Origin of the sequence: Mesorhizobium sp. M0991 (genome assembly GCF_040318915.1) — a bacterium.
Classification (GTDB): Bacteria; Pseudomonadota; Alphaproteobacteria; order Rhizobiales; family Rhizobiaceae; genus Mesorhizobium.
Genome location: NZ_JAMYNE010000042.1, coordinates 1 through 23,593, shown reverse-complemented (window position 1 = coordinate 23,593; position 23,593 = coordinate 1). Strand labels below are relative to the sequence as shown.

The window sequence follows — 23,593 nt, the reverse complement described above, 5'->3', positions numbered from 1 at the left end:
GCGCCGTAGAGCGGCAGCCTTGCCAAGCTGCCACCCTCTACCCATCATCACGATATTGCCTGCGCACATGATCTTCTCCCGAAGACCGCAGCTACCCTATTGCCTTGGCACCAACGCCAACGCGCGGATCGGGCTGCCGGTACCGTGCTCGATCTTGAGCGGCGCCGCGATCAGGATCGCGCCCTTCGGCGGCAGCCGGTCGAGGTTGCAAAGGCTGGCGAGACCGTAGCGGTTGGCCTTGTGCATCAGGCTGTGCGCCGGGAATGGCGGCTCCATGCCGCCGGCCTTGCCGGCATCGGTGCCGATCGTCTCGCTGCCCCAGCCCTTGATGTCCTTGCCGATCAGATACTGGATGGCTTCCGCGGTCGGGCCGGGCGTGTGCGGACCGGTCTCATTGGCGTTGAGGAACTCGGCTTCCGAGCCGTTGCGCTTATACCAGTCGGTGCGCATCACCACCCACTCGCCCGCGTTGATAGCGCCATGTTCGGCTTCCCATGCCTCGATGTGATCGACGGTGAGCAGGAAATCGTGATCGGCTGCCGCTTGCTTCGAACAGTCGATGACGTTGACCGGACCGACGAAGTTCTGCGCCGGAATGGTGTCGGTAGCACCGTCCGGATAATCCTTGCCGGTGATCCAGTGGTTGGGCGCGTCGAAATGCGTGCCCGAATGCTCGCCGAGCTTGAGCCAGTTCCACGCCCACCACGGGCCATTCTTGTCATAGGCGGAGATGGCGTGGATCTCGATCTTCGGCGTGTCCACCGCGAGTTCCGGCGGCAGCTTGATCAGCGGCGTGTCCGGCCCGAGCGGCGCCGTCAGGTCGACCACCTGGATGGCGCCGGAAAGAAGCTGGCCGGCAACTTCGCCGAGGAGTTGTTGTGTGTCCATGGTCTCTGTTCCCTCTTTCTCGATGGTGCTGAAGGCTCTCGCGGCCCTTAATATCCTACTAGACGAAAACATATGCATCTGCAATTATCTTTAAGCATAAAGGAAATGGGACGGGGCGTGAGCGAGTTCGACGCCATATTTGTCGGGGCAGGCCACAACAGTCTGGCATGCGCCGCGCATCTGGCGCTCAAAGGTTGGAAAACTGCGGTTTTCGAACGCAACGCAACGATCGGCGGCGCCGTCCAGACGCGCGAATTCACGCTGCCGGGCTTCCGGCACGATTTCGGTGCGATGAATGTGAGCCTGTTCGCTGGTTCGGGCTTCCACAAGAAATATGCAAATGAATTGAAAACCCACGGGCTGGAATTCGTGCCGGCGGCCGACTGTTTTGCCAGCGCCTTCCCCGACGGTCGCTGGTTCGGCGTCAGCAGCGACCTGGAAAAGACCACTGGACGGATAGCCGCTTTTTCCGAGGCCGACGCACAGACATGGCGTGGTCTGGTTGCGGCATTCCCGACGCAAGCCGAGCATCTGTTCCGGCTGCTGGGCTCGCCGATGAGCGGCCGAGCACTCGCCGGCACCGCCTGGAACCTGTGGCGCAAGCAGGGTTTTGCTGGCGCGCTCGATACCGGGCGGTTGCTGCTTTCCTCACCCCGCGCGTGGCTCGAGGAGACTTTCCAGTCACCGCATGTCAGGGCGACGCTCGCCACCTGGGGCATGCATCTCGACTTTGCCCCCGATATCGCCGGCGGCGCGGTGTTCCCTTACCTCGAATCCATGGCCAACCAGTGCTTCGGCATGGTGCTCGGCAAGGGCGGCGCCGACACCATCATCCGCGCTTTGTCGGGCATGCTCACGGCCGCCGGCGGCAAGATCGTCACTGGGGCTGACGTCGCCGAAATCACGGTGTCCGCCGGCAAGGCGACCGGCGTGCGCCTTGCTTCAGGCGAGACCCACACCGCCACCAAGGCTGTTATCGCCGGTGTCGCGCCAAAGGCGCTGGCGGGCGAACTGTTGCCGAACGGTTCCGGCGACGCCGGTTTCGACACGGCCATGAAAAACTTTCGCCATGCGCCGGGGACGATGATGATCCATCTGGCGCTCGACGATCTGCCGGACTGGCGCGCCGGCGCCGAGCTTCGGCAGTTCGCCTATGTGCACCTTTCGTCGTCGCTCGACGCCATGTCGCGGACCTACCAGCAGGCGATGGCAGGCATGCTGCCGGATGAACCGGTGCTGGTCGTCGGTCAGCCGACGGCGGTGGACGCATCGCGCGCGCCCGACGGCAAGCACGTGCTTTGGGTGCAGGTGCGCATGCTGCCGGCCGAGATTGTGGGCGATGCGGCGGGCACTATCGCGGCGGCTCACTGGGACGAGGTCAAGGAGCACTACGCCGAGCGCGTCCTCGACATTATCGAGCGCTATGCGCCCGGCCTTCGCCGGAGGATCCTCGGCCGCGCCGTGTTCTCGCCCATCGACCTCGAAGGCGAGAACCCGAACCTTGTCGGCGGCGACCAGATCTGCGGCAGCCATCATCTGGCGCAGAATTTCCTGTTCCGGCCGGCGCGCGGTTACGCCGGCTGGAACACGCCGGTCAGCAATCTGCACGTGACCGGGGCGGCAACATGGCCCGGCGCCGGCACCGGGGCGGCGTCGGGCTTCATGCTCGCGCAACAACTTGGCGGGAGGTAAAGCCGTAATTTTCAACTAGGGTGAAGGAGGACAAGGCGCGGTTGCCCAAGGAGCCTGAGCCCACCGATTGACAACGACACCGCGCATAAAAGCAACAGGGGAACGACCATGACAATCAACAGACGAGAATTGCTCGGATATGGCGCGGCCGCACTTGGCGCCACGGCGCTCGGTCTGCCGCAACAGGCCAAGGCAGCCGGCGAACTGACCATCGCCTACAATGTCAACCTGCCGTCCTGGGACCCGACCACCGGGCCTTCGGCAGTCAACCCGACCATCCAGGGCCTATACCAATCGGTGTTCGACCAGTTCATCCCGCAGAAGCCGGATCTGTCCTTTGCGCCGGGCCTGCTCACCGAATGGGGCTGGAACGAAGATCGCAGCAAGATCATGATGACGGTGCGCGAGGGCGTCACCTGGCATGACGGCTCGCCATTCACGGCCGAAGACGTGGTCTGGTCGCTGCAGCGGGCGGGCGACGAGAAGACCGGCAACCCGATCCAGTTCGTCTGGAAGAACGTCAACAACTTCAAGATCGACGGGAACAAGATCACCGGCGACGTCGTGCAATTCGACCCGGTGTATTTCAAGTGGATGTCGTTCCTCACCGGCTACATCATGCCGAAGGCCTATTACGAGAAGGTCGGCGCCGAGGGTTTTGAGAAAGCCCCGATCGGTACCGGGCCCTATATGGTCGACAAATTCGAGCGCAACGCCTTCCTGCGGCTCAAGGCCAACCCTAACTACTGGGGCGGCAAGCCGGCCTTCGAAAACGTAACCATCAAGTTCGTCACCGATGCGGCGAGCCGCGTCGCCGAGATCGAGTCCGGTTCCTCGCAGGTGACGCTGGAAATCCCTTATGAGGAATATGACCGCCTGATCGCCAAGGACGGACTTGCCGGCTCATGCAAGAACGTTTCCGACATCGGCATGATCTTCTTCAACGACATCGACGTGATGCTGGACAAGAACGTGCGCCAGGCGGCGGTGATGGCGGTCGACAAGAAGCTGCTGGTCGATCGGTTGCTGCGCGGCTACGGCCAGCCGATCGGTACGCTGGAGACGCCGGAATACGCCGCCTACGATGCGTCGATCAAGGTCGAGCACAACCTGGAAAAGGCCAAGGAATTGCTGGCCGCATCCGGCTATTCGCCGGAAAAGCCAGTCAAGTTCACGATACAGACGACCAAGGGCTTCAAGCCCAAGGACTACGAGATGATCCAGGCGATCGTCGGCATGTGGCGCAAGGTCGGCATCGAGGCAACGATCGAGGTCTACGAGATCGCCAAGCACTATGAGTTGCGCGCCGCCGACAAGCTGGCGCCGGCGGCCTTCTACAATTGGGGCAACGCCATCGGTGATCCCACGACGTCGACCGGCTTCGCCATGTACGGCCCAAGTCCGCATTCGGTGTGGGACAGTCAGGATCTGATCGACATGATCAACCCGCTATGGGGCGAGAAGGACGAGGCCAAGCGCATTGCCGGCTGGAAGGCCGTCGACAAATACATCGCCGAACAGGCCTATGTGCTGCCGCTGATCCAGTATGCGCAACCGATCGTGCATGCCAAGGGCGTAAACGTCGTGCAGCATGTGTCCGGCGCGCTTCTGCCGGCGCTGATGAGCCCGGCCTGAGACAGTCTTTGGCTTGCCGCGCGCCGTCCGGAATGACGGCGCGCATTTTCCGCCACGGGCGACCATGCTGCTGCAAAGATTCCTGATCCGTCTTCTGACGATGGCGATCACGCTGTTCGGCGTGGCCGTCGTCGTCTTCATCGTCATCCGCGTCGCGCCGGGCGATCCGATCGCGATGATGCTGCCGCCCGGCGCCACCGATGCCGACATCGCGCGGCTACGCGCGCTTTACGGGCTCGACAAGACCATCGTCCAGCAGTTCTTCATCTGGCTGGCCGGTGTCGTCAGGGGTGATTTCGGCACTTCGATCTCACTGCGACAGGACGTGCTTGGGCTGGTCTTCACTCGCCTCCCGGCGACACTGGAACTCGCCATCGTCGCGCTTGTGATGGCGCTGGCGATCGGCGGCACGACGGCGATCCTCGGCGCGCGCGAGCGCGGCACCGCGGTCGAGGCCGGAATCGACATTGCCAGCGGTGCGGCGCTCTCGATTCCCGATTTCCTGTGGGGCCTGGTACTGATTCTTCTGTTCGGCGTGCTGGTGCCTATCTTCGACATTTCTGGCCGGGTGTCGCCGCAGCTCGACCTGCCCTTCGTCACGCAATTCTATCTGTTCGAAAGCATCGTACGGCTGCGCTTCGACCTGACCAGGGACCTGCTGGCACACATGCTGATGCCGGCGATTGCGCTGGCGCTGCCGCTGGCCGCGATCATCTCGCAGTTGCTGAAACAGTCGCTGAAAGAAGTGCTCGACCTCGACTATGTCGTGCTGGCGCGGGTAAAGGGCTTTTCGGAAACGCAGGTCATCCTGCGCGAGGCGCTAAAGAACGCGGCGCTGCCGACGCTGACGCTGGTCGGCGTGCAGTTCACCTTCCTGATCGGCGGCACGGTCATCGTCGAACGGCTGTTTTCCTATGAAGGCCTCGGCAATATGGCGATCGACGCCGTCATCAATCGCGACCTGCCGCTGATCCAGGGCATCGTGCTGGTGTTCGCGCTGCTGTTCGTGCTGATCAACCTTGCCGTCGACATGATGTACGCCCTGCTCAATCCGAGGCTGCGCCATGGATGAGGCCCGCATTTCAAGACATGGCTCGCGCGCCCGCCTATGGCTGGCCGGCGGCTGGCTGCTGATTGCGCTGCTGGCCGCAATTTTCGCGCCGCTGGTCGCACCGCAGGACCCGCTGGCGCAGGATTTGATGCTGGAGCGCCTGCCGCCGTTCTGGCTGACCGGTGCCGAGCCCGGCTACTGGCTCGGCACCGACAGCCTCGGCCGCGATCTCCTGTCACGGCTGATCTTCGGTGCCCGCATCGCCTTCATCGTCGCTTTCGCGGCAGCCCTTGCCGCCTGCCTGGTCGGCTCGACGCTCGGCCTGATCGCCGGCTATTTCGGCGGCTGGGCCGACCGCATCATCTCGCGCGTTGTCGATGTCTGGATGGCGTTTCCGCCGGTGCTGTTTGCCATCCTTTTGGTTGCCGTGCTTGGCACCGGCTTGAGCTCCGTCATCATTGCCATCGCCGTCATCGACTGGACGCGCTTCTGCCGGGTGATCCGCGCCGAGACCATGGGCCAATCGCGCATGGATTATGTCGAGAACGCCCGCATCGCCGGCTATGGCCGCATCGGCATCATGCTGCGCGAAGTGCTGCCCAATGTGGTGCCGTCGATCGTCGCGCTGCTGTCGCTGGAGATGGGCATTGCCGTCATCGTCGAGGCGATCCTGTCCTTCGTCAATCTGTCGATCTCGACCGACGACCCGACCTGGGGCGGCATCATCGCCGAGGGCCGCCTGTCGATCCATCAGGCCTGGTGGGTGCTGGTGTTCCCGCTGGTCACCCTGATCCTGACGGTGCTGTCGTTCAGCCAGTTCGGCGAAGGTCTCAGGGCACGTTTCGATCCGGTGCTGCGATGAACGCGCCTGCGAAATCCTGCCTCGACATACGCAGCCTTAGCGCGGTGCTGCCTAATGGCTTGCGCGTGCTGCGCTCGGTGTCGCTCGCCGTCGAGCCCGGAGAAGTCCGCGCGCTGGTCGGCGAGAGCGGCGCCGGCAAGACGATGATCGGCAAGGCCGTGCTCGGCGTGCTGCCGCCGAGCGTGCGCATCGTCGAAGGCGATATGCTGCTCGAGGGCGAGGACCTCGGCCGGCTCCAGCCCAGGGCACGGCGCACGCTGATCGGCGCGCGCACCGCGCTGATCCCGCAGGACCCGCTGACGGCGCTCAATCCGTCACGGCGCATCGGCCCGCAGATGACCGACCGCCTGGTGCGCATCCTCGGCTGGAGCGGCGAGAAGGCCGATGCACGCATCCGCCAATTGCTGGACGAGGTGCAGATCCGCGACCCCGAGCGTGTCCTCAAATGCTATCCGCACGAGCTGTCCGGCGGCATGCGCCAGCGCGTGCTGATCGCCGCGGCGTTCGCAGCCGAACCAAGGCTGATCGTCGCCGACGAGCCGACCACGGCGCTCGATGTGACCGTGCAGAAGCAGATCTTGCGGCTGATCGCGCAATTGCAGCGCGAGCATGGCACGGCGATCCTGTTCGTCACCCACGATCTCGGCGTCGTCGCCAAGATCAGCCAGAAAGTTTCCGTGCTCTATGCCGGCAAGGTGGTGGAGGAGGCCGAGACGGCAGCGCTCTTCGCTTCACCGCAGCATCCTTATACGCGGGCACTGATGGCGGCGACGCCGCGCTACACCGATCCATTCGCGTCGCTGAAGCCGGTCGACGATAAGGTACTGGCCGGACTGGCCGCGGAGATCGCCGCCTCCGACCAGGCCTGGAGGCCGCCGCATGGCTGAGCCGCTGTTTTCCGTGCGCGGGTTGAAGGTTGCATTGCCCGATATGACGCGCAAGCCGCTGATCGGCCGCGCGCCGCTGGCCGAGATCCTGAAAGGCCTCGATTTCGACCTGCCAAGGGGATCGGTGACCGGCATCGTCGGCGAATCCGGCTCCGGCAAATCGACGCTTGGCCGCGCGCTGGTGCGGCTTTTGGAGCCGAGCGCCGGCACCGTCACCTTCGACGGCCGCGACATCACGCATCTGCCTGAGGCGGAGCTCCGGCCGCTGCGCCGCAATCTGCAGATGATCTTCCAGGATCCGATGTCGTCGCTCAATCCGCGCCGCACCATCTTCAGCATCATCGCAGCCCCGCTCAAGCAGAACGGGTTTGGCGACAACCTCAGGGACCGTGTCGCGGAGGCGCTGCAGCGCGTCGGCCTGCCGCAGAGCTTTGCCAGCCGCTACCGCCACGAACTGTCGGGCGGCCAGCGCCAGCGCGTCGGCATTGCCCGGGCGCTGGCGCTGTCGCCGAAATTCGTGCTGGCCGACGAAATCGTCTCCGGCCTCGACGTGTCGACGCAGGCGCAGATCCTGACGCTGCTGGAAAAACTCGCCGCGGAAATGGGCCTGACCGTTGCCTTCATCAGCCATGATCTTTCTGTCATTCGGCGGCTGTGCCGGCAAGTGATCGTCATGCGCGAAGGCGCGATCGTCGAAGCCAGCGCTACGGATACTTTGTTCGAGAAGCCGCAGCAGGCTTACACGCGCGACCTCCTCGCCGCCATTCCGCTGCCCGAGATCGATGACGCTTGGTTGCTGCCCGCCGCAAAGGCGCCGGCATGAAACACAGTCCTATTCGCACGCCGAAGAGCGGGCCTCGGGCGTGCGTCGACAAGTCAGCTCACGAAACGGAGGAGAACTGGAATGAAATACGCAGTCAGAAATGCAATGCTTGCGGCCGCTCTGCTCGGCTCGATGGGAGCAGCCTCGGCTGATTCGATACCCGGCATGCGTGGCCACGACCACACCGGCGTCACCGTCCCCGACATGCAGCAGGCCGTCGGTTTCTTTACCGAGGTGGTCGGCTGCAAGAAGGCGATGTCGTTCGGCCCGTTCGCCGACGACAAGGGCACGTTCATGCAGGATCTGCTGGGCGTCGATCCCAAGGCGGTGATCGAGGAGATCACCCTGGTCCGCTGCGGACACGGGTCGAACATCGAGCTGTTCAAATACACAGCGCCGGACCAGAAGGACCTGACGCCGCGCAACAGCGACATAGGCGGCTTCCATATCGCCTTCTATGTCGACGACATCGCCGCCGCAAAAGCCTATCTTGACGGCAAGGGCGTCAAGACGCGAATGGGGCCGCTGCCGGTTACCGAAGGCCCGGCCGCCGGCCAGACCATCCTCTACTTCCAGGCGCCCTGGGGCTTGCAGTTGGAAGCGATCAGCTATCCCAATGGCATGGCCTATGAAAAAGATGCGGAGACGGTGCTGTGGAGCCCGAAGAACCCGGAAAAATAGCCCGGGACGTCCTTGGCCTGCGCAAGCCGACTGCCGGCGAGCTGGGTTTCTGAGGCAGATTGTTTCAATCCTGAAACTTCAAGCTTGAATTAATCCGCCTCAGGCGTAAACTCGACGGACAGAAGCGAAGAGGAGATCGCACGATGAAAGTTGCGGTTCTCGGCGGCGGACCAGCCGGGCTCTACTTTGCCATCTCGCTGAAGCTCCGGGATGCCGCGCATGACGTGACGGTGTTCGAGCGCAACCGTGCCGATGATACGTTCGGCTGGGGCGTCGTGCTGTCGGCCGAAACGCTGGAGAACCTGACCAAGAACGACCCGGTCAGCGCCACCTGGATCCGCAAGCATTTCGCCTATTGGGACGATATCGCCGTCATCCATGACGGCGTGCGCACGGTCTCGACCGGTCACGGCTTTTGCGGCATCGGCCGCAAGCGGCTGCTCACCCTGCTGCAGCGGCGGGCGCGCGAACTCGGCGTCAAGCTGGTGTTCGAGACCGATATCGCCGATCCCAAGCCATATATGGAGACGCACGACCTGGTCGTCGCCGCCGACGGGCTGAACTCGAAAGCGCGGGGCGCCTTCGTCGACGTGTTCAAGCCCGATATCGACATCCGTAAATGCAAGTTCGTCTGGCTCGGCACCCGTCAGAAATTCGACGACGCCTTCACCTTCATCTTCGAAAAGACCGAAAATGGCTGGGTGTGGGCGCATGCCTACCAGTTCGACAGAGATACCGCGACCTTCATCGTCGAATGCAGCGAGCAGACCTGGCAGCGCTTCGGCTTCGGCGCGATGTCGCAGCAGGAATCGATTGCCGTCTGCGAGCGCATCTTTGCCCGCCATCTCGGCGGCCACGCGCTGATGACCAACGCAAATCATATCCGCGGCTCGGCCTGGATCAATTTCCCGCGTGTCTTGTGCGAACGCTGGTCCTACAAGAACCTGGCACTGATGGGCGACGCGGCGGCGAGCGCGCATTTCTCGATCGGCTCCGGCACCAAGCTGGCGCTGGAAAGCGCGGTGGCGCTGGCCGACTATGTCGAGTCCGAGCCGGACCTCGAGGCAGCCTTCCGCAAATATGAGGACGCCCGCCGCACCGAAGTGCTGAAGCTGCAGTCGGCGGCGCGCAATTCGCTCGAATGGTTCGAGGAGGTCGAGCGCTATCTCGGCCTCGATCCGGTGCAGTTCAACTATTCGCTGCTGACGCGTTCGCAGCGCATCAGTCACGAGAATTTGCGGCTGCGCGATGCCGAGTGGCTGGCCGGCGCCGAGGAGTGGTTCCAGCGCCAGGCCGGCGCCGGGGGCAACAATCTGCGTCGCGCGCCGATGTTCGCGCCGTTCCGGCTGCGCGACATGGCACTGCAGAACCGCGTCGTCGTCTCGCCGATGGCACAATACAAAGCGGTCGACGGCTGTCCGACCGACTGGCATTTCGCCCATTACGCCGAACGGGCCAAGGGCGGCGCCGGCCTCCTCTACATCGAGATGACCTGCGTCAGTCCGGAGGGCCGCATCACGCCTGGCTGCCCCGGTTTTTATGCGCCCGAGCATGAGGTCGCCTGGAAGCGACTGGTGGAGTTCGTCCATGCCGAGACCGAGGCCAAGATCTGCGCCCAGATCGGCCATTCCGGTGCCAAGGGGTCGACCAGGGTCGGCTGGCAGGGAACCGACGTGCCACTGCCCTCAGGCAATTGGCCGGTCATGGCAGCGTCTTCCGTGCCGTGGTCGCCGGAGAACCAGGTGCCGAAGGCGATGGACCGCGCCGACATGGATATGGTGCGCGACCAGTTTGTCGCCTCGGCCGAGATGGCGGCGCGCTGCGGCTTCGACATGCTCGAAATCCACGCCGCGCACGGCTATCTCCTGTCCTCCTTCATCACGCCCCTGACCAACCGGCGCACCGACACCTATGGCGGCTCGCTGGAAAACCGCATGCGCTATCCCTTGGAAATCTTTCATGCGGTGCGCGCCGCGTGGCCGGCCGAGAAGCCGATCTCGATGCGCATCTCCGCCAATGACTGGCTGGGCATCGAAGGCGTGACGCCGGCCGATGCCGTAGAGATCGCGCGGCTGCTGCATGAGGCCGGCGTAGACATCTGCGACGTATCGGCCGGCCAGACTTCGGCCGTGGCAAGACCGGTCTATGGCCGCATGTTCCAGACGCCGTTTTCCGATCGCATCCGCAACGAGGTCGGCATGGCGACGATGGCGGTCGGCAATATCTATGAGCCGGACCACGTCAACTCGATCCTGATGGCGGGCCGCGCCGATCTCGTCGCACTGGCTAGGCCGCATCTTGCCGATCCCTATTGGACGCTGCACGCGGCCGTCACGCTTGGCGATCGCGGCGCCAAATGGCCGGATCCCTATCTGCCCGGCCGCGACCAGCTCTTCCGGCTGGCCGAGCGCGAAGCGGCAGCGGGGTTGAAAGTATGAGTGCCGCGGCGACGATTTCGGGGCGGCATGCGCTGGTCACCGGCGGCGGCTCCGGCGTCGGCCGCGCGATCGCGCTGGTGCTGGCCGGGGCCGGCGTCGACGTGACCATCTGCGGCCGGCGCGAAGCGGCGCTTGCCGAGGTCGCCGCTGAGAACAAGCGTATCTTCGCCATTGCCGCCGACGTCACCGACGAGGCATCGATGGCGTCGCTCTACGAGGCGGCGGAAGCGGCACGCGGAGCGTTTGACATCGTCGTTGCCAATGCCGGTATGTCCGGCAGTGCCCCGGCGCAGCGGACCTCGCTGGCAGACTGGCAGCGCACGCTCGACGTCAACTTGACCGGTGCGTTCCTGACGGTGAAGCCGGCGTTGGCCGGCATGGCGGTGCGCAAGACTGGCCGTCTCATCTTCGTCGCTTCCACCGCCGGACTGAAAGGCTATCCCTATGTCGCAGCTTACGTTGCCGCCAAGCATGGCGTCGTCGGCCTGATGCGGGCACTCGCCGTCGAGACCGCCAAGTCCGGCATAACAGTGAATGCGGTGTGCCCAGGGTTTGTCGAAACCGAGATGCTGGAGAGCGCCGTCCAGCGCATCGTCGAAACGACCGGCCGCTCGTCCGAGCAGGCACGGACAAGCCTTGCCGCGACCAACCCGCAAGGCCGCTTCATCCAGCCGGAAGAAATTGCGGCCGCCGTACTTTATCTGTGTGGCGACGACGCCCGGTCGATTACCGGGCAGACGATTTCGATCTCCGGAGGTGAGACATGGTAGCCGGTCCCCTGCCCGCCCCGTCCGGACCCGGCAAGGACCGCCTGCGGCTGTGGATACGCCTGCTGCGCGCCTCGCGCACCATCGAGGCCGAGCTGCGCGAGCGGTTGCGGCAAGAGTTCAACACGACGCTGCCACGCTTCGACGTGATGGCTGCGCTCTACAGGGCGCCGGAAGGCATGCTGATGAGCGACCTGTCGCGCTTCCTGCTGGTGTCCAACGGCAATGTCACCGGCATCATCGACCGGCTGGTCTCGGAAGGGTTGGTGATGCGGGCCCGACGCAATGGCGACCGCCGCACTTCGATGGTGCGGCTGACCGAAGAAGGGTCGAAGACTTTCGCCGTGATCGCCGCCGCGCATGAAAAATGGGTCGGCGAGTTGCTGGGCAATGTGAGCGAGGACGAGGCGCGCCGGTTGACCGGCATGCTGACCTCCTTCCGCAGCAATTGGGAGGGACGGGAATGACGAAGATGGCGGGCCGCAAGCCGAAGCATTTCCTCTGGCAGGTCGAAGGCAAGATCGCAAAAATCCGGCTCGATCGGCCCGAACGCAAGAACCCGTTGACCTTCGACAGCTATGCCGAATTGCGCGACACTTTTCGCGATCTCGTCTATGCCGACGATGTCGATGCGGTGGTGTTCCTTCCCAATGGCGGCAATTTCTGCTCGGGCGGCGATGTCCACGAAATCATCGGCCCACTGGTCAAGATGGACATGAAGGCGCTGCTCGCCTTCACCCGCATGACCGGCGATTTCGTCAAGGCGATGCTGAATTGCGGCAAGCCGATTATCGCGGCGGTCGACGGCGTGGCGGTCGGCGCCGGCGCCATCATCGCCATGGCCTCCGATATCCGTATCGCCACGCCCCAGGCCAAGACAGCATTCCTTTTTACCCGCGTCGGCCTTGCCGGCTGCGACATGGGCGCCTGCGCGATCCTGCCGCGCATCATTGGCCAGGGCCGCGCCGCCGAGCTGCTCTATACTGGTCGCACGATGAGCGCCGAGGAAGGCGAGCGCTGGGGCTTCTACAACCGGCTGGTCGATGCCGCAACGCTCGAGGCCGACGCGCTCGACATGGCCGCGCGCATCGTTTCCGGCCCGACCTTCGCCCATGGCATGACCAAGACGCAGCTGAACCAGGAATGGTCGATGGGGCTTGACCAGGCGATCGAAGCGGAAGCGCAGGCCCAGGCGATGTGCATGCAGACCCGCGATTTCGAGCGGGCGTACACGGCTTTCGTCGCCAAGGAAAAACCGGTGTTCGAGGGGGATTGAGGATGATCGCTTCCATGGGCACGCTGGCGGGACAGAACCCCCCTCTGGCCTGCCGGCCATCTCCCCCTCAAGGGGGGAGATTGGATGTCAGGCCCGCTTTCGCCAATCTCCAACATCGCAGGGAGAGCCGTGGCAGCGAAGCCGCCAATCTCCCCCCTAGAGGGGGAGATGTCCGGCAGGACAGAGGGGGGCGCCGTGGAGCACAAGCCCTGAAGGATAGCGGAGGCAGACACAATGCCTGACCGTTCCTTCCTCTCCTGGCCGTTCTTCGAGAATCGCCACCGCGAGCTGGCGGAGCGGCTGGAGGCATGGTGCAACAAGAACCTGCCGGTTGCGCATGACGATGTCGACGCAGCCTGTCGCGAGCTGGTGGCCAAGCTCGGCAAGGACGGCTGGCTGAAGCCGACGGCGCTCGATACCGACAACCCCTCACCGCTCGACGTGCGTACGCTCTGCCTCACACGCGAGACGCTGGCCCGGCATGACGGGCTGGCCGATTTCGCCTTCGCCATGCAAGGGCTCGGCACTGGTGCGCTCAGCCTGTTCGGCTCGCCCGACCAGCAGAGCTGGCTGGCGAAGACACGGGCTGGCAAGGCGATTTCGGCTTTCGCGCTGTCGGAGCCGCGTTCTGGCTCGGACGTTGCCAATATGGAAATGACGGCCACGCGTGACCGCGACAGCTATCTCTTGTCCGGCGAAAAGACCTGGATCTCCAACGGCGGTATCGCTGACTTTTATGTTGTCTTTGCCCGCACCGGCGAGGCGCCCGGCGCCAAGGGGCTTTCCGCCTTTGTCGTGCCTTCCGAAACCGAGGGGCTGATTGTCGCCGGGCGGCTGGAAGTGATCGCGCCGCACCCGCTCGCCCGGCTATCCTTTGACAACGCACGCGTTCCAGCCTCGGCGCTGGTCGGCAAACCCGGTGACGGTTTTCGCATCGCCATGTCCGTGCTCGATGTGTTCCGTTCGACTGTCGGCGCAGCAGCGCTCGGCTTTGCCCGGCGCGCGCTGGACGAAAGCATCAAAAGAGTGGCCGAGCGCAGGCTGTTCGGTGCACCGATGGCCGAGCTGCAGATGGTGCAGGGCCACATCGCCGACATGGCGCTGGATGTCGATGCCGCCGCGCTGCTGGTCTATCGTGCCGCCTGGACCAAGGACATGGGCGCGGCTCGGGTTACCCGCGAAGCCGCCATGGCCAAGCTGTTCGCTACCGACAAAGCGCAAGAGGTGATCGACAAGGCTGTGCAGCTGCATGGCGGCGACGGCGTCCGCAGGGGCCATATCGTCGAAAGCCTGTATCGCGAGATCCGGGCACTGCGCATCTACGAGGGAGCGTCCGACGTGCAGAAGGTGGTGATTGCGCGGCAAGTATTGGGAGCGGCCTGAGACCGGAGTTGTGTGGAAGAATTGATTGTCTTCGAGTTTTGAGCGACCGGATTTGAGCATTGGGAGGCTTTGATATGCACACCATCCTGCAGCCGGAAGGCTGGGCGAAACCCGTCGGCTACGCCAATGGCGTCGCCGCGCGTGGGCAGCTTGTCTTCGTCGGCGGGCAGGTCGGCTGGAACGGGCAGGGCCGCTTCGAGACCGACGATCTTGTCGGCCAGGTGCGGCAGACGCTGGCCAATATCGTCGCCGTGCTCGCCGAGGCCGGCGCCACGCCTGAGCATATCACCTCGATGACCTGGTACTTTACCGACAAGGCGGAATATTTGGCCAATCTCAGGGGGATCGGCGAGGTCTATCGCGAGGTGATCGGCCGGCATTTTCCGGCGATGGCCGCCATGCAGGTGATGGCGCTGGTCGAGGATCGCGCCAAGGTTGAGATCCAGGCCACGGCGGTTATTCCGGAGTGACGGCATCACGCGGCAATTTTTTAAGCTTAAAACTTTCGCCTTGAAAAGCGCCGTACTTTGGATAGCATCCGATGTCTTACGACTGCCGTGCCGGGAGGGCTTTCCGGCAGTCCCGTCACTTGGCGCATCAAAACCGTGCGGGGCCAAACCCGTCCGATCACAACCAGAGGGAACGAAAATGAACTTCACCCGTCGCAACCTGCTTCTTGTTGCTGCCGCCATCGGCATCGCCGGCGGCCCGGCCTATGCCGAAGGCACGCTGAATGTCGGCGCCTATCCGACCAATCCGCCTTTTGAATACAAGAACGAGAGCGGCACGTTCGAGGGTTTCGAAGTCGACATCATCAACGAAGCGGCAAAGCGTATCGGCATGACCACTGATATCGCCGACCTCGGTTTCCAGGCGTTGTTCGCCGCCACCACCTCGAAGCGTATCGACGTCGCCATCTCGTCGATCACCATCACGCCGGAGCGGCTGAAGTCGCAGTCGTTCACGCAGTCCTACTATGATTCCGACATGGGCATCGCCGCGAAGGCCGACAGTCCAATCAAGGCCGAGGCCGACCTTAAGGGCAAGATCGTCGGCGTGCTGTCCGGCTCGACCGGCGAAGCCTGGGTCAAGGCCCACCAGGAGGCGGACGGGTTCAGTGACGTCAAGGGCTACGACACCCAGCAGAATTTGCTGCTCGATCTCAGCTCCGGCCGCGTCGATGCGGCGGTGAGCGATATTCCGGGCCTGGAATATTCCTTCACCAGGATGAAGGATCTCGCCGTAAAAGAGCGCATCAAGACCGGCGAGCAGTACGGCCTGATGATGACCAAGGACCACCCGCTGCTCGGCAAGCTGAACGACGCGCTGACCGCGATGAAGAAGGACGGCACGCTGGCCGCGATCCACAAGAAGTGGTTCGGCAGCGACGCACCGGCCGATTCCTCGACCGTCAAGGAAATGCCTATGCCGAAGGCCTGAACGGCAGTTCGCGCTTAAATGTCGTGCCGGCTTTCGTGCCGGCACGATTTCGGATTTCGGGCTCGGGCTCGAGCGTCGCGGGACGCCAAACGTTTCGGAAATGCTGCGATGTCGCTGCTGGACACCTTCTTCAACGCCGACGTCATGGTCTCCAGCCTGCCGGCGTTGCTGCGCGGTTTCCTGAACACGCTGCTGCTCGGAATCATGAGCATCGGCATCGGTATTCCCGTCGGCCTCGCGATCAGCCTGGTGCGGCTCTATGCGCCAAAGCCGCTTCGGCTGCTGGCTGTCGGCTACATCGACATTTTCCGGGCGATGCCGGTGCTGGTCGTGCTGATCCTGATCTACTATGCGCTGCCGTTCCTCGGCATTCGCCTGTCATCGTGGACGTCCGCGGTGATGGCCTTCGCCATCATCATGGCGGCCTATTCGGCCGAGGTGTTCCGCTCCGGCATAGAAAGCATTCCGCGCGGCCAGTTCGAGGCGGCGCAGGCGCTCGGCCTGCCGTTCTTGCTGACCTTGCGCAAGGTAGTGCTGCCGCAGGCGATCCGCGTCGTCATTCCACCGATGACCAGCAACTGCGTTTCGATGTTCAAGGACACCTCGCTCGCCTCCACCGTGGCGCTGCCGGAACTGCTGAAGGAAGCGACCAACGCGCAATCACTCTATGCCAACCCCTCACCGCTGATCGGCGCGGCGCTGGTCTATCTCATCTTTCTCTGGCCGATGGTCCGTCTCGTCAGCCTCCTGGAACGCCGCTTCCAGACCGAAAAGACCCGCTGAGGGCGCGAACGATTTCCATCGGCCAATTCTCCGAACATCAACTTCCGTTAGGCACTTCGCAGGAGACGACCTTGAACCAGCATCAGATTTCGAAAACGGGCGATGCCGCAGCTTTCCCAGTCGAGACGATCCGCGCCATGTTTCCCGCCTTGCAGCAAGCCGGAGACTTCGTCTTCATGGACAACGCCGCCGGCGCGCAGATCCCGCAAAGCGTGCTCGATGCGGTCACCAACCATTTGGTCGCGCATAATGTGCAGCGCGGCGGCCGCTATGGCCGCAGCGTCACCGTCGATCAAGCCGTCGCCGGCGCGCGCGAAAGCGTGGCCTTGCTGATCAACGCTACCAACCCGGCGGAGATCTGCTTCGGCATGAACGCCACTTCGTTCATCCGCCTGGTCAGCCTCGGCATCGGCCAGATGCTTTCTGAGCGCCCAAACGGGGAGCGTGACGAGATCGTCATCACCGACATGGATCACGACGCCAATATCGCGACGTGGCTGGCGCTGGCGCCCGCCGGCGCCAAGTTCAAATGGTGGCGGATGCGTGAGGACGGCAATCTGCATGTCGACGATTTGCGCCCGCTGGTCTCCGAGCGCACCCGGCTCGTGGCCTGCACGGTGACGGCGCATTCGATCGGCTCGATTGTCGACGTTGCTTCCGTGGCTGGGATTGCGCATGCGGCAGGCGCTGAAGTGTTCCTCGACTGCGTGCATTACGGGCCGCACGGGCTGATCGATGTGCAGGCTTGGGACTGCGACTATCTGGTCTGCTCCGGCTACAAGAATTTCTCGCCGCATATGGGCTTCCTGTGGGGCCGCTTCGAAACTCTGAAGCGCCTGCCGACCTTCCGCGAAGATTTCATCCCCGACGAGCCGCCTTACAAGATCGAGGCCGGTACCTTCATTTACGAGAACGTCTCCGGCATGGATGCCGCGGTGCGCTACCTCGAATCGATCGGCCGCAATTTTGCTCCAGCCAATAACCGGTCGCGCCGCGACAACATCGTCGCCGGCATGAATGCCATCCGCGACTACGAGCAGGTGCTGGCGCGCGAAATGCTGGCGGTGCTCAAAGATTGCGGCGCGACGATCTACGGCGTGGCCGAAGAGGCACGCCTCAGCGAGCGCGTGCCGACCTTCTGCTTCAACATCGGCACGCTGTCGCCGCAGAGGATCGTCGAGGAGATGGCCGAGATGCAGATCGGCATTCGCGACGGCCACATGTATGCGCCGCGCCTGATGAAGCGGCTCAACCTCAGCATGGACAGCGGCGCCGTGCGCGCCTCGCTGGTGCATTACAATACGATCGAGGAAGTCCAGCGCTTCGGCGAGGCGCTGCGCACCATCATTGCCAGGCTGTCCTGATCGGGCTGACCGGCGGCGCCGGCGCGATCCTCGTGAAGCGCGAAGGCGGTCGCACCCGGGTTCTCCAAGCCGGGACGCAATTGCATGCTTGGGATCAAGTAATCGCCGCCATTCTGCTGCCGATAAGGAATGGGCTGGATTGTCTCGAGCGTCCGCATCCTTTCGCGCAGTCGCTCCGCGACAGGCTCGAAATCGGCCTCCCCAAAACGGTCCACCCTGTAGACCACGAACGGCGGAAGCACGTCGTAGCCCGGATAGTATAGAATTCCGTGATTGATCGGGAACAGCAGGTCGTCGATCGGGCCGTTGACGCCGCGAGCGGAATAATGCTCCTCCCAGCCGCCGGTGGTCACGATCAGCATCGCGCGCTTGCCGGCGAGCGTTCCCTCACCAAAGCGGTCGCCCCACCGCTTATCGCTGTGCTCGCCGACGCCATAGGCGAAGCCGTAGGCGTACACCCGATCGACCCAGCCCTTGAGGATCGCCGGCATGGCGTACCACCACAGCGGGAATTGGAGGATCAGGGTATCGGCCCATAGCAGTTTGTCGATCTCCGCTTTGACGTCATCGGTCAGAGTGCCGCTCGCAAAAGCTTTTTTGGAGGCGCCGGCCGGAATGAAGCGTGCTTCGGGCGGCCACGACGGAAAGTCGGCACGGTCTACCTCGGATTTCCAACCATCGGCATAGAGGTCAGACACCCGCACCTCGTGGCCCTGGGCCTCGAGTTCCCTAATGGCGACGTCACGCAAGGCGCCGTTGAGCGAACGCGGTTCAGGATGCGCAAAAACAAGCAGGACTTTCATGGGTCTACTCCGAAGAAGGACGATAGACACCAAAGGTAGCCAGCCGTGGGCTAATCCACTATATGTAGTGAATGTATAAGATAATGCCGAATAATGGATAGATCGGACGTCACCCTCGAACGCATGCGCACCTTCGTTCGCGTTGCCGAGCGCGGCAGCCTCTCGGCGGTGGCGCGCGAACTCGGAGTTGGGCAGTCGACGGTCACACGGCATTTGCGAGAACTCGAGGAGGCCGTCGGCGTGCCCTTGCTCAGCAGGACCACCCGGCGCGTCACGATGACCGATGAAGGCAGCCGTTACTATGCCGACAGCGTCCAGATCCTGCGCCTCGTTGAGCAGGCCGGCGACGAGGCGCGGGGCACGCGCGGCGCGTCGGCCGGCACGATCCGGATATCCTGCACGGCGGCGCTCGGGGTCTTGCATGTCAGCCGGCTGATCTTCGGCTTTCAGGACCGCCATGCCCATATCGGGATCGATCTCAGCCTCACAGACGAGCGCATAGATCTTGTGCGGGAGGGCGTCGACATCGCGCTTCGCCTCGGTCCGCTCACCGACAGCTCGATGAAGCTGCGGGCGCTCGGCCAGTCCCGGCGTCTGCTGGTGGCGGCGCCGGCCTATCTGGCGGCGCGGGGCAGACCGGCTGTCCCGCAGGATCTGCCTGGCCATGAAGGCATCCGGATGTCGAACATCGCGGGAAGCGACACGCTCACCCTGCAGGGGCCTGGCGGCGAGACCTTTGCGGTGCCCTTTGGCGGGCGATTTCGTGTGGACCATGGGCTTGCCGCGCGCGAAGCCCTTGTCGCCGGACGCGGTATCGCACCCGCGCACCACTGGCTTGTCGACGATCTTCTGGCGGCCGGCCGGCTGGAGGTGGTCATGCCGGACTATTTTCCGCCTCCCGTCCCACTGAGCATGCTGATCGTCCCGGAACGCGCCGGCATTGCCCGGGTGCGGCTGCTGGTCGACTTTCTCGCCGAGCAGATTGCCGGCATTCCGGGGATCGAGAAGCGGTAGCCGGCCGGCAAACCTTGCCGGATCAGGCGGCCTTCTTCTTCGCCAACCTTGCCTTGATGCTGGCAACGTCGGCACGCGGCGTCGCCGCAAACAGCGTCCTGGTGTAGCTGTGCTTGGGGTCGGCGAAGACCTCGTCGCGCGAGCCGTATTCGACGGCTTCGCCGAAATACATCACCATCACGTCGTCGGCGATGTAGCGCACCACCGACAGGTCGTGGCTGATGAAAACATAGGTCAGCTGAAACTCGTCCTGCAGGTCGGCAAGCAGGTTCAGCACCTGGGCCTGCACCGAAAGATCAAGTGCCGAGACCGGCTCGTCCAGCACCAGAAGGCTAGGGTTGAGCATCAGCGCGCGGGCAATGGCGATGCGCTGGCGCTGGCCGCCCGAAAACATATGCGGGTAGCGATTGTAGTGCTCGGGGCCGAGACCGACCTTCTTCAGCATCTTCATGGCAAGATCGCGCCGCTCGTCGGCCGTGCTGTCGGTGTTGATGAGCAGCGGCTCGCCAAGCACGTCGCCGATCTTCTGGCGTGGATTGAGCGAACCATAGGGGTTCTGGAAGACGATCTGCACCTTGCGGCGCATTTCCTTCGACAGGCCGTCCCTGGCGATGTCCACCTTCTTGCCGTCGATGAAAAGCTCGCCGGAGGTCGCCGGATCGATCAGGGTGATGATGCGGGCGAGTGTTGACTTGCCGCAGCCGCTCTCGCCGACGATGGCCAGCGTCTTGCCCTTGTCGACGCTGAACGAAACACCCTTGACCGCATGAACCGTACGAGAGGGGCGGAAAAGCCCGCCGCCGACATGATAGTCGCGCACGATGTTCTTGCCTTCGACTACCGTCACACTCATGCGGCGGTTCCTCCTGCGGATCGAGCTGCGACTACAGACGGGGCCGGCTCGAACAGCATGTCGGACACAGTAGGCAACCGGTCGCCGACGGCGTTTTCCGGCAGCGCCGACAGGAGCGCGCGCGTGTAGTTGCTCTTAGGGGACTCGAACAGCGACAGCACATCGGCCTCTTCCATCTTGCGGCCCTTATACTGGACGATAACGCGGTCGGCGGTCTCGGCGACGACGCCCATATTGTGGGTGATCATGATCAGGCCCATGCCATATTTGGTCTGCAGGCCGACCAGCAGATCGAGGATTTGCTTCTGGATGGTGACGTCGAGGGCCGTGGTTGGCTCGTCGGCGATCAAAAGCTTAGGATTGCAGGCGATGGCAATGGCAATCATGACGCGCTGGCACTGACCACCCGACATCTGGTGCGGGAAGGAGCCCAGCCGTTCCTGGGGGTCGGCGATGCCGACGAGCTGCATTAGTTCGATGGCACGCGCCCGGCGCTGGGCGCGGTCCATGCCCATGTGGAAGCGCAGCACCTCCTCGATCTGGAAGCCGACGGTAAAACACGGGTTGAGGCTGGCGACCGGCTCCTGGAAGATCATGGAGATGTCCTTGCCGACGATCTTGCGCCGCTCGGATGGGCCGAGCTTGAGCAGGTCGATGCCGTCGAAGGCCATGCGGTCCGCCCTCACCGTCGCCGTGTTCGGCAAAAGCCCCATCACCGCCAGCATCGCCACCGATTTTCCCGAACCGGATTCGCCGACGATCGCCAACACCTCGCGCGGTTCGACCGACAGGTCGATGCCTTGTACCGCCATGAATGGTCCGGCGGCGGTGTCGAAGGAAACGGTCAGGTTCTTGATCTCGAGAAGAGGCATTGGATTATGACCTCTTCAGCTTGGGGTCGAAGGCATCGCGCAGGCCGTCGCCGATCAGATTGATGGCAAGCACAGTGATCAGGATGGCAAGGCCGGGGAAGGTCACCACCCAAGGCGCGCGCAGGATGAACTCGCGCGCCGAGGCGAGCATCGTGCCCCATTCCGGCGTCGGCGGCTGCGCACCGACACCAAGGAAGCCGAGCGCCGCGGCCTCGAGAATAGCGTTGGAGAAGGACAGCGTGGCCTGCACGATCAGCGGTGCCAGGCAGTTCGGCAGGATCGTCCTCACCATCAAGCGAAGATGACCGGCGCCGGCCACCTTGGCGGAGATCACATATTCGCGGTTCTTTTCTGCCATCACGGCGGCGCGGGTGAGACGCGCGAAATGTGGCTGCAGCACCAGCGCGATCGCCAGCATGGCGTTGAACAGGCCGGGGCCGAGGATCGCCACCAGCACCAGCGCCAGAAGCAGCGACGGGAAGGCCAGGATGATATCCATGATACGCATGATCAGCGTGTCGACCCAGCCGCGGAAATAGCCGGCGAGCACGCCAAGCACGATGCCGCTGGTGAGCGAGAAGACGACCACCACCAGGCCGATGAACAGCGAGAAACGCGCCCCGAAGATCAACCGTGAAAGCATGTCGCGGCCGACCGCATCGGTGCCGAGCAGGAACATCGATTTGCCACCTTCCTGCCAGGCAGGAGGTGCCAGCAGCGCATCGCGAAACTGCTCGTCGGGCGAATGCGGGGCGACGAACGGCGCAAAGATCGCCACCAGCACCAGCGCCGAAAACACGACAAGGCCGATGACGGCCCCGGTGTTCATCGAGAAGTAGTGCCAGAACTCGGCAAACGCCCTTTGCCTGCCGCCTGTCGGGATGGAGGCAGCGGTGGCTTCGGCGGCGGATTCGTCGGTCATCTCACTGCACCCGGATGCGCGGATTGATGACGGCGTAGAGCACGTCGACGATCAGGTTCACCGCCATGACGATCAGCGCGATGATCAGCAATCCGCTCTGGACGACGACATAGTCGCGCTTGCCGATGGCGTCGATCATCCATTTGCCGATGCCTGGCCAGGAAAAAATGGTTTCGGTCAGAATGGCGCCCGCCATCAACGTGCCGACCTGCAAGCCAATGGTGGTGACCACCGGGATCAGCGCGTTGCGAAAAGCGTGCAGCCCGATGACACGGCGCGGCGCCAAGCCCTTGGCGCGCGCGGTGCGGACATAGTCCTCGCCCAGCACCTCGAGCATCGCCGAGCGCGTCTGGCGCGCTATGACGGCGAGCGGGATCGTCGCCAGGACGATCGACGGCAGGATCAAATGGCTGACGGCGGATCTGAAAGCGCCGCTCCTGCCGGAGATCAGGCTGTCGATCAGCATGAACCCCGTTGTCGGCTTGAAGAAATACTGCAGGCCGATGCGGCCGGAAACCGGCGTCCAGCCGAGATAGCCTGAGAAAAAGATGATCAGCAGCAATCCCCACCAGAAGATCGGCATTGAATAGCCGGTCAGCGCGACACCCATCGTCGCCTGGTCGAACCACGAGCCACGCTTGACCGCAGCGAAAATGCCGGCGGGGATGCCAAGCAGAATGGCGATGATCAACGCCACCGTCGCCAGTTCCAGCGTGGCCGGAAACAGCGCCTGGAATTCGCCGAGCACTGGCCGCTTGGTGGCAATCGATATGCCGAAATCGCCGGTCAGGACCCTGCCGATATATTCCAAATACTGGATGACATAGGGCCGGTTGTAGCCAAACTGCTCGACGAGCTGGGCGTAGCGTGCGGGGCTGACACCGCGCTCGCCGGCCAGGGCCAGGATCGGATCGCCCGGCAGAAGCCGGACGAAAGCGAACGCCGCCAGCGATATGCCGAACACGGTCGGGATGATCAAAGCGAGCTTGTGGAGGAGATAACGGAGCATCTTGCTTCATAGAACGGCGGGGCCGGGGGGGACCAGCCGCGCCGGAAAATGGTCAGAAAAAATAAAATGCAGGGCCCGCAACAAACCACCTGAAGACAACCCGGGGCCCAAAAAAGACCCCCCCACCTATGTTGTTAGGCGGTCAAAAAC

At 63.6% G+C, this 23,593-nt stretch carries 23 protein-coding genes; 17 read left to right on the top strand and 6 right to left on the bottom strand.

Annotation, left to right across the window (positions count from 1 at the left end):
* Window positions 1-96 precede the first annotated feature (96 nt).
* Window positions 97-888 carry a cyclase family protein gene (locus NKH70_RS31990; RefSeq protein ID WP_352721751.1) on the bottom strand — a complete coding sequence of 264 codons (792 nt, stop codon included), beginning with the start codon at window positions 886-888 and terminating at the stop codon, window positions 97-99.
* A 117-nt stretch (window positions 889-1,005) separates the two neighbouring features.
* On the opposite strand from NKH70_RS31990, the gene NKH70_RS31985 reads away from it, so the two are divergent.
* The 16 genes from NKH70_RS31985 to NKH70_RS31910 all read left to right on the top strand — a co-directional run bounded on the left by NKH70_RS31985 (window position 1,006) and on the right by NKH70_RS31910 (window position 17,970).
* Entirely contained in the window at window positions 1,006-2,580 is a 1,575-nt protein-coding gene (locus NKH70_RS31985) for a phytoene desaturase family protein (protein WP_352979793.1), read from the top strand.
* Between the two features lie 108 nt (window positions 2,581-2,688).
* The gene (locus tag NKH70_RS31980) at window positions 2,689-4,215 is read left to right on the top strand and encodes an ABC transporter substrate-binding protein (RefSeq protein ID WP_352917061.1); all 1,527 of its coding nucleotides are present in this window, start codon (window positions 2,689-2,691) and stop codon (window positions 4,213-4,215) included.
* 64 nt (window positions 4,216-4,279) lie between these two features.
* The gene (locus NKH70_RS31975; protein WP_352721754.1) at window positions 4,280-5,287 is read left to right on the top strand and encodes an ABC transporter permease; all 1,008 of its coding nucleotides are present in this window, start codon (window positions 4,280-4,282) and stop codon (window positions 5,285-5,287) included.
* A complete protein-coding gene (locus NKH70_RS31970) occupies window positions 5,280-6,128 on the top strand; it encodes an ABC transporter permease (RefSeq protein ID WP_352917059.1) in 849 nt (282 codons plus the stop codon). Before NKH70_RS31975 ends, NKH70_RS31970 begins: the two co-directional genes overlap by 8 nt.
* The gene (locus NKH70_RS31965) at window positions 6,125-7,015 is read left to right on the top strand and encodes an ABC transporter ATP-binding protein (RefSeq protein WP_352721758.1); all 891 of its coding nucleotides are present in this window, start codon (window positions 6,125-6,127) and stop codon (window positions 7,013-7,015) included. The genes NKH70_RS31970 and NKH70_RS31965 overlap by 4 nt, the downstream gene beginning before the upstream one ends.
* A complete protein-coding gene (locus NKH70_RS31960; RefSeq protein WP_352721760.1) occupies window positions 7,008-7,838 on the top strand; it encodes an ATP-binding cassette domain-containing protein in 831 nt (276 codons plus the stop codon). The genes NKH70_RS31965 and NKH70_RS31960 overlap by 8 nt, the downstream gene beginning before the upstream one ends.
* Window positions 7,839-7,919: 81 nt before the next feature.
* Complete coding sequence (locus NKH70_RS31955) at window positions 7,920-8,519, top strand: VOC family protein (RefSeq protein WP_352721762.1); 600 nt, start codon at window positions 7,920-7,922, stop codon at window positions 8,517-8,519.
* A 143-nt stretch (window positions 8,520-8,662) separates the two neighbouring features.
* Window positions 8,663-10,957, top strand: coding sequence for a bifunctional salicylyl-CoA 5-hydroxylase/oxidoreductase (locus NKH70_RS31950; RefSeq protein WP_352721764.1), 2,295 nt, complete (start codon window positions 8,663-8,665; stop codon window positions 10,955-10,957).
* Window positions 10,954-11,727 carry an SDR family NAD(P)-dependent oxidoreductase gene (locus NKH70_RS31945; RefSeq protein WP_352721766.1) on the top strand — a complete coding sequence of 258 codons (774 nt, stop codon included), beginning with the start codon at window positions 10,954-10,956 and terminating at the stop codon, window positions 11,725-11,727. The genes NKH70_RS31950 and NKH70_RS31945 overlap by 4 nt, the downstream gene beginning before the upstream one ends.
* Window positions 11,721-12,191, top strand: coding sequence for a MarR family winged helix-turn-helix transcriptional regulator (locus NKH70_RS31940; protein ID WP_254816232.1), 471 nt, complete (start codon window positions 11,721-11,723; stop codon window positions 12,189-12,191). The genes NKH70_RS31945 and NKH70_RS31940 overlap by 7 nt, the downstream gene beginning before the upstream one ends.
* On the top strand, window positions 12,188-13,000 hold the full coding sequence (locus NKH70_RS31935; protein WP_352721768.1) for an enoyl-CoA hydratase family protein: 813 nt from the start codon (window positions 12,188-12,190) through the stop codon (window positions 12,998-13,000). Before NKH70_RS31940 ends, NKH70_RS31935 begins: the two co-directional genes overlap by 4 nt.
* 234 nt (window positions 13,001-13,234) lie before the next feature.
* Window positions 13,235-14,383, top strand: a complete 1,149-nt coding sequence (locus NKH70_RS31930; protein ID WP_352721769.1) for an acyl-CoA dehydrogenase family protein — start codon at window positions 13,235-13,237, stop codon at window positions 14,381-14,383.
* A 74-nt stretch (window positions 14,384-14,457) separates the two neighbouring features.
* The gene (locus NKH70_RS31925; RefSeq protein WP_352721770.1) at window positions 14,458-14,853 is read left to right on the top strand and encodes a RidA family protein; all 396 of its coding nucleotides are present in this window, start codon (window positions 14,458-14,460) and stop codon (window positions 14,851-14,853) included.
* A gap of 178 nt (window positions 14,854-15,031) precedes the next feature.
* Window positions 15,032-15,823: an ABC transporter substrate-binding protein gene (locus NKH70_RS31920; RefSeq protein ID WP_352721771.1), complete on the top strand. Its 792-nt coding sequence runs from the start codon at window positions 15,032-15,034 to the stop codon at window positions 15,821-15,823.
* 108 nt (window positions 15,824-15,931) lie between these two features.
* Entirely contained in the window at window positions 15,932-16,606 is a 675-nt protein-coding gene (locus NKH70_RS31915) for an amino acid ABC transporter permease (protein ID WP_292656040.1), read from the top strand.
* A 71-nt stretch (window positions 16,607-16,677) separates the two neighbouring features.
* The gene (locus tag NKH70_RS31910) at window positions 16,678-17,970 is read left to right on the top strand and encodes a cysteine desulfurase-like protein (RefSeq protein WP_352721772.1); all 1,293 of its coding nucleotides are present in this window, start codon (window positions 16,678-16,680) and stop codon (window positions 17,968-17,970) included.
* Here the strand turns inward: NKH70_RS31910 and NKH70_RS31905 are convergent.
* Window positions 17,901-18,773 (bottom strand): NAD(P)H-dependent oxidoreductase, encoded by an 873-nt coding sequence (locus NKH70_RS31905; protein WP_352917055.1) that lies wholly within the window; start codon window positions 18,771-18,773, stop codon window positions 17,901-17,903. The genes NKH70_RS31910 and NKH70_RS31905 overlap by 70 nt on opposite strands.
* 93 nt (window positions 18,774-18,866) lie before the next feature.
* Here NKH70_RS31905 and NKH70_RS31900 point away from each other — a divergent pair, with 93 nt between their 5' ends.
* Window positions 18,867-19,787, top strand: a complete 921-nt coding sequence (locus NKH70_RS31900; RefSeq protein WP_352721774.1) for a LysR family transcriptional regulator — start codon at window positions 18,867-18,869, stop codon at window positions 19,785-19,787.
* A 22-nt stretch (window positions 19,788-19,809) separates the two neighbouring features.
* Here NKH70_RS31900 and NKH70_RS31895 read toward each other — a convergent pair whose 3' ends face one another.
* The 4 genes from NKH70_RS31895 to NKH70_RS31880 are packed head-to-tail and all read right to left on the bottom strand — an operon-like array spanning window position 19,810 to window position 23,443.
* Window positions 19,810-20,640, bottom strand: coding sequence for a dipeptide ABC transporter ATP-binding protein (locus NKH70_RS31895; protein ID WP_254816240.1), 831 nt, complete (start codon window positions 20,638-20,640; stop codon window positions 19,810-19,812).
* On the bottom strand, window positions 20,637-21,512 hold the full coding sequence (locus tag NKH70_RS31890) for an ABC transporter ATP-binding protein (RefSeq protein ID WP_352721776.1): 876 nt from the start codon (window positions 21,510-21,512) through the stop codon (window positions 20,637-20,639). Before NKH70_RS31890 ends, NKH70_RS31895 begins: the two co-directional genes overlap by 4 nt.
* A 4-nt stretch (window positions 21,513-21,516) precedes the next feature.
* The gene (locus NKH70_RS31885) at window positions 21,517-22,434 is read right to left on the bottom strand and encodes an ABC transporter permease subunit (protein WP_023676823.1); all 918 of its coding nucleotides are present in this window, start codon (window positions 22,432-22,434) and stop codon (window positions 21,517-21,519) included.
* Between the two features lies 1 nt (window position 22,435).
* Window positions 22,436-23,443 (bottom strand): ABC transporter permease subunit, encoded by a 1,008-nt coding sequence (locus NKH70_RS31880; RefSeq protein ID WP_352721778.1) that lies wholly within the window; start codon window positions 23,441-23,443, stop codon window positions 22,436-22,438.
* Between the last annotated feature and the right edge of the window lie 150 nt (window positions 23,444-23,593).

Bases quoted from the DNA above. Each gene is read 5' to 3' on its own strand.
- NKH70_RS31915 (WP_292656040.1), top strand. From the start codon at position 15,932: ATGTCGCTGCTGGACACCTTCTTCAACGCCGACGTCATGGTCTCCAGC.
- NKH70_RS31940 (WP_254816232.1), top strand. From the start codon at position 11,721: ATGGTAGCCGGTCCCCTGCCCGCCCCGTCCGGACCCGGCAAGGACCGC.
- NKH70_RS31980 (WP_352917061.1), top strand. From the start codon at position 2,689: ATGACAATCAACAGACGAGAATTGCTCGGATATGGCGCGGCCGCACTT.
- NKH70_RS31970 (WP_352917059.1), top strand. From the start codon at position 5,280: ATGGATGAGGCCCGCATTTCAAGACATGGCTCGCGCGCCCGCCTATGG.
- NKH70_RS31895 (WP_254816240.1), bottom strand. From the start codon at position 20,640: ATGAGTGTGACGGTAGTCGAAGGCAAGAACATCGTGCGCGACTATCAT.
- NKH70_RS31930 (WP_352721769.1), top strand. From the start codon at position 13,235: ATGCCTGACCGTTCCTTCCTCTCCTGGCCGTTCTTCGAGAATCGCCAC.
- NKH70_RS31960 (WP_352721760.1), top strand. From the start codon at position 7,008: ATGGCTGAGCCGCTGTTTTCCGTGCGCGGGTTGAAGGTTGCATTGCCC.
- NKH70_RS31925 (WP_352721770.1), top strand. From the start codon at position 14,458: ATGCACACCATCCTGCAGCCGGAAGGCTGGGCGAAACCCGTCGGCTAC.
- NKH70_RS31890 (WP_352721776.1), bottom strand. From the start codon at position 21,512: ATGCCTCTTCTCGAGATCAAGAACCTGACCGTTTCCTTCGACACCGCC.
- NKH70_RS31885 (WP_023676823.1), bottom strand. From the start codon at position 22,434: ATGACCGACGAATCCGCCGCCGAAGCCACCGCTGCCTCCATCCCGACA.
- NKH70_RS31900 (WP_352721774.1), top strand. From the start codon at position 18,867: ATGGATAGATCGGACGTCACCCTCGAACGCATGCGCACCTTCGTTCGC.
- NKH70_RS31955 (WP_352721762.1), top strand. From the start codon at position 7,920: ATGAAATACGCAGTCAGAAATGCAATGCTTGCGGCCGCTCTGCTCGGC.
- NKH70_RS31945 (WP_352721766.1), top strand. From the start codon at position 10,954: ATGAGTGCCGCGGCGACGATTTCGGGGCGGCATGCGCTGGTCACCGGC.
- NKH70_RS31990 (WP_352721751.1), bottom strand. From the start codon at position 888: ATGGACACACAACAACTCCTCGGCGAAGTTGCCGGCCAGCTTCTTTCC.
- NKH70_RS31965 (WP_352721758.1), top strand. From the start codon at position 6,125: ATGAACGCGCCTGCGAAATCCTGCCTCGACATACGCAGCCTTAGCGCG.
- NKH70_RS31935 (WP_352721768.1), top strand. From the start codon at position 12,188: ATGACGAAGATGGCGGGCCGCAAGCCGAAGCATTTCCTCTGGCAGGTC.
- NKH70_RS31950 (WP_352721764.1), top strand. From the start codon at position 8,663: ATGAAAGTTGCGGTTCTCGGCGGCGGACCAGCCGGGCTCTACTTTGCC.
- NKH70_RS31920 (WP_352721771.1), top strand. From the start codon at position 15,032: ATGAACTTCACCCGTCGCAACCTGCTTCTTGTTGCTGCCGCCATCGGC.
- NKH70_RS31905 (WP_352917055.1), bottom strand. From the start codon at position 18,773: ATGAAAGTCCTGCTTGTTTTTGCGCATCCTGAACCGCGTTCGCTCAAC.
- NKH70_RS31880 (WP_352721778.1), bottom strand. From the start codon at position 23,443: ATGCTCCGTTATCTCCTCCACAAGCTCGCTTTGATCATCCCGACCGTG.
- NKH70_RS31975 (WP_352721754.1), top strand. From the start codon at position 4,280: ATGCTGCTGCAAAGATTCCTGATCCGTCTTCTGACGATGGCGATCACG.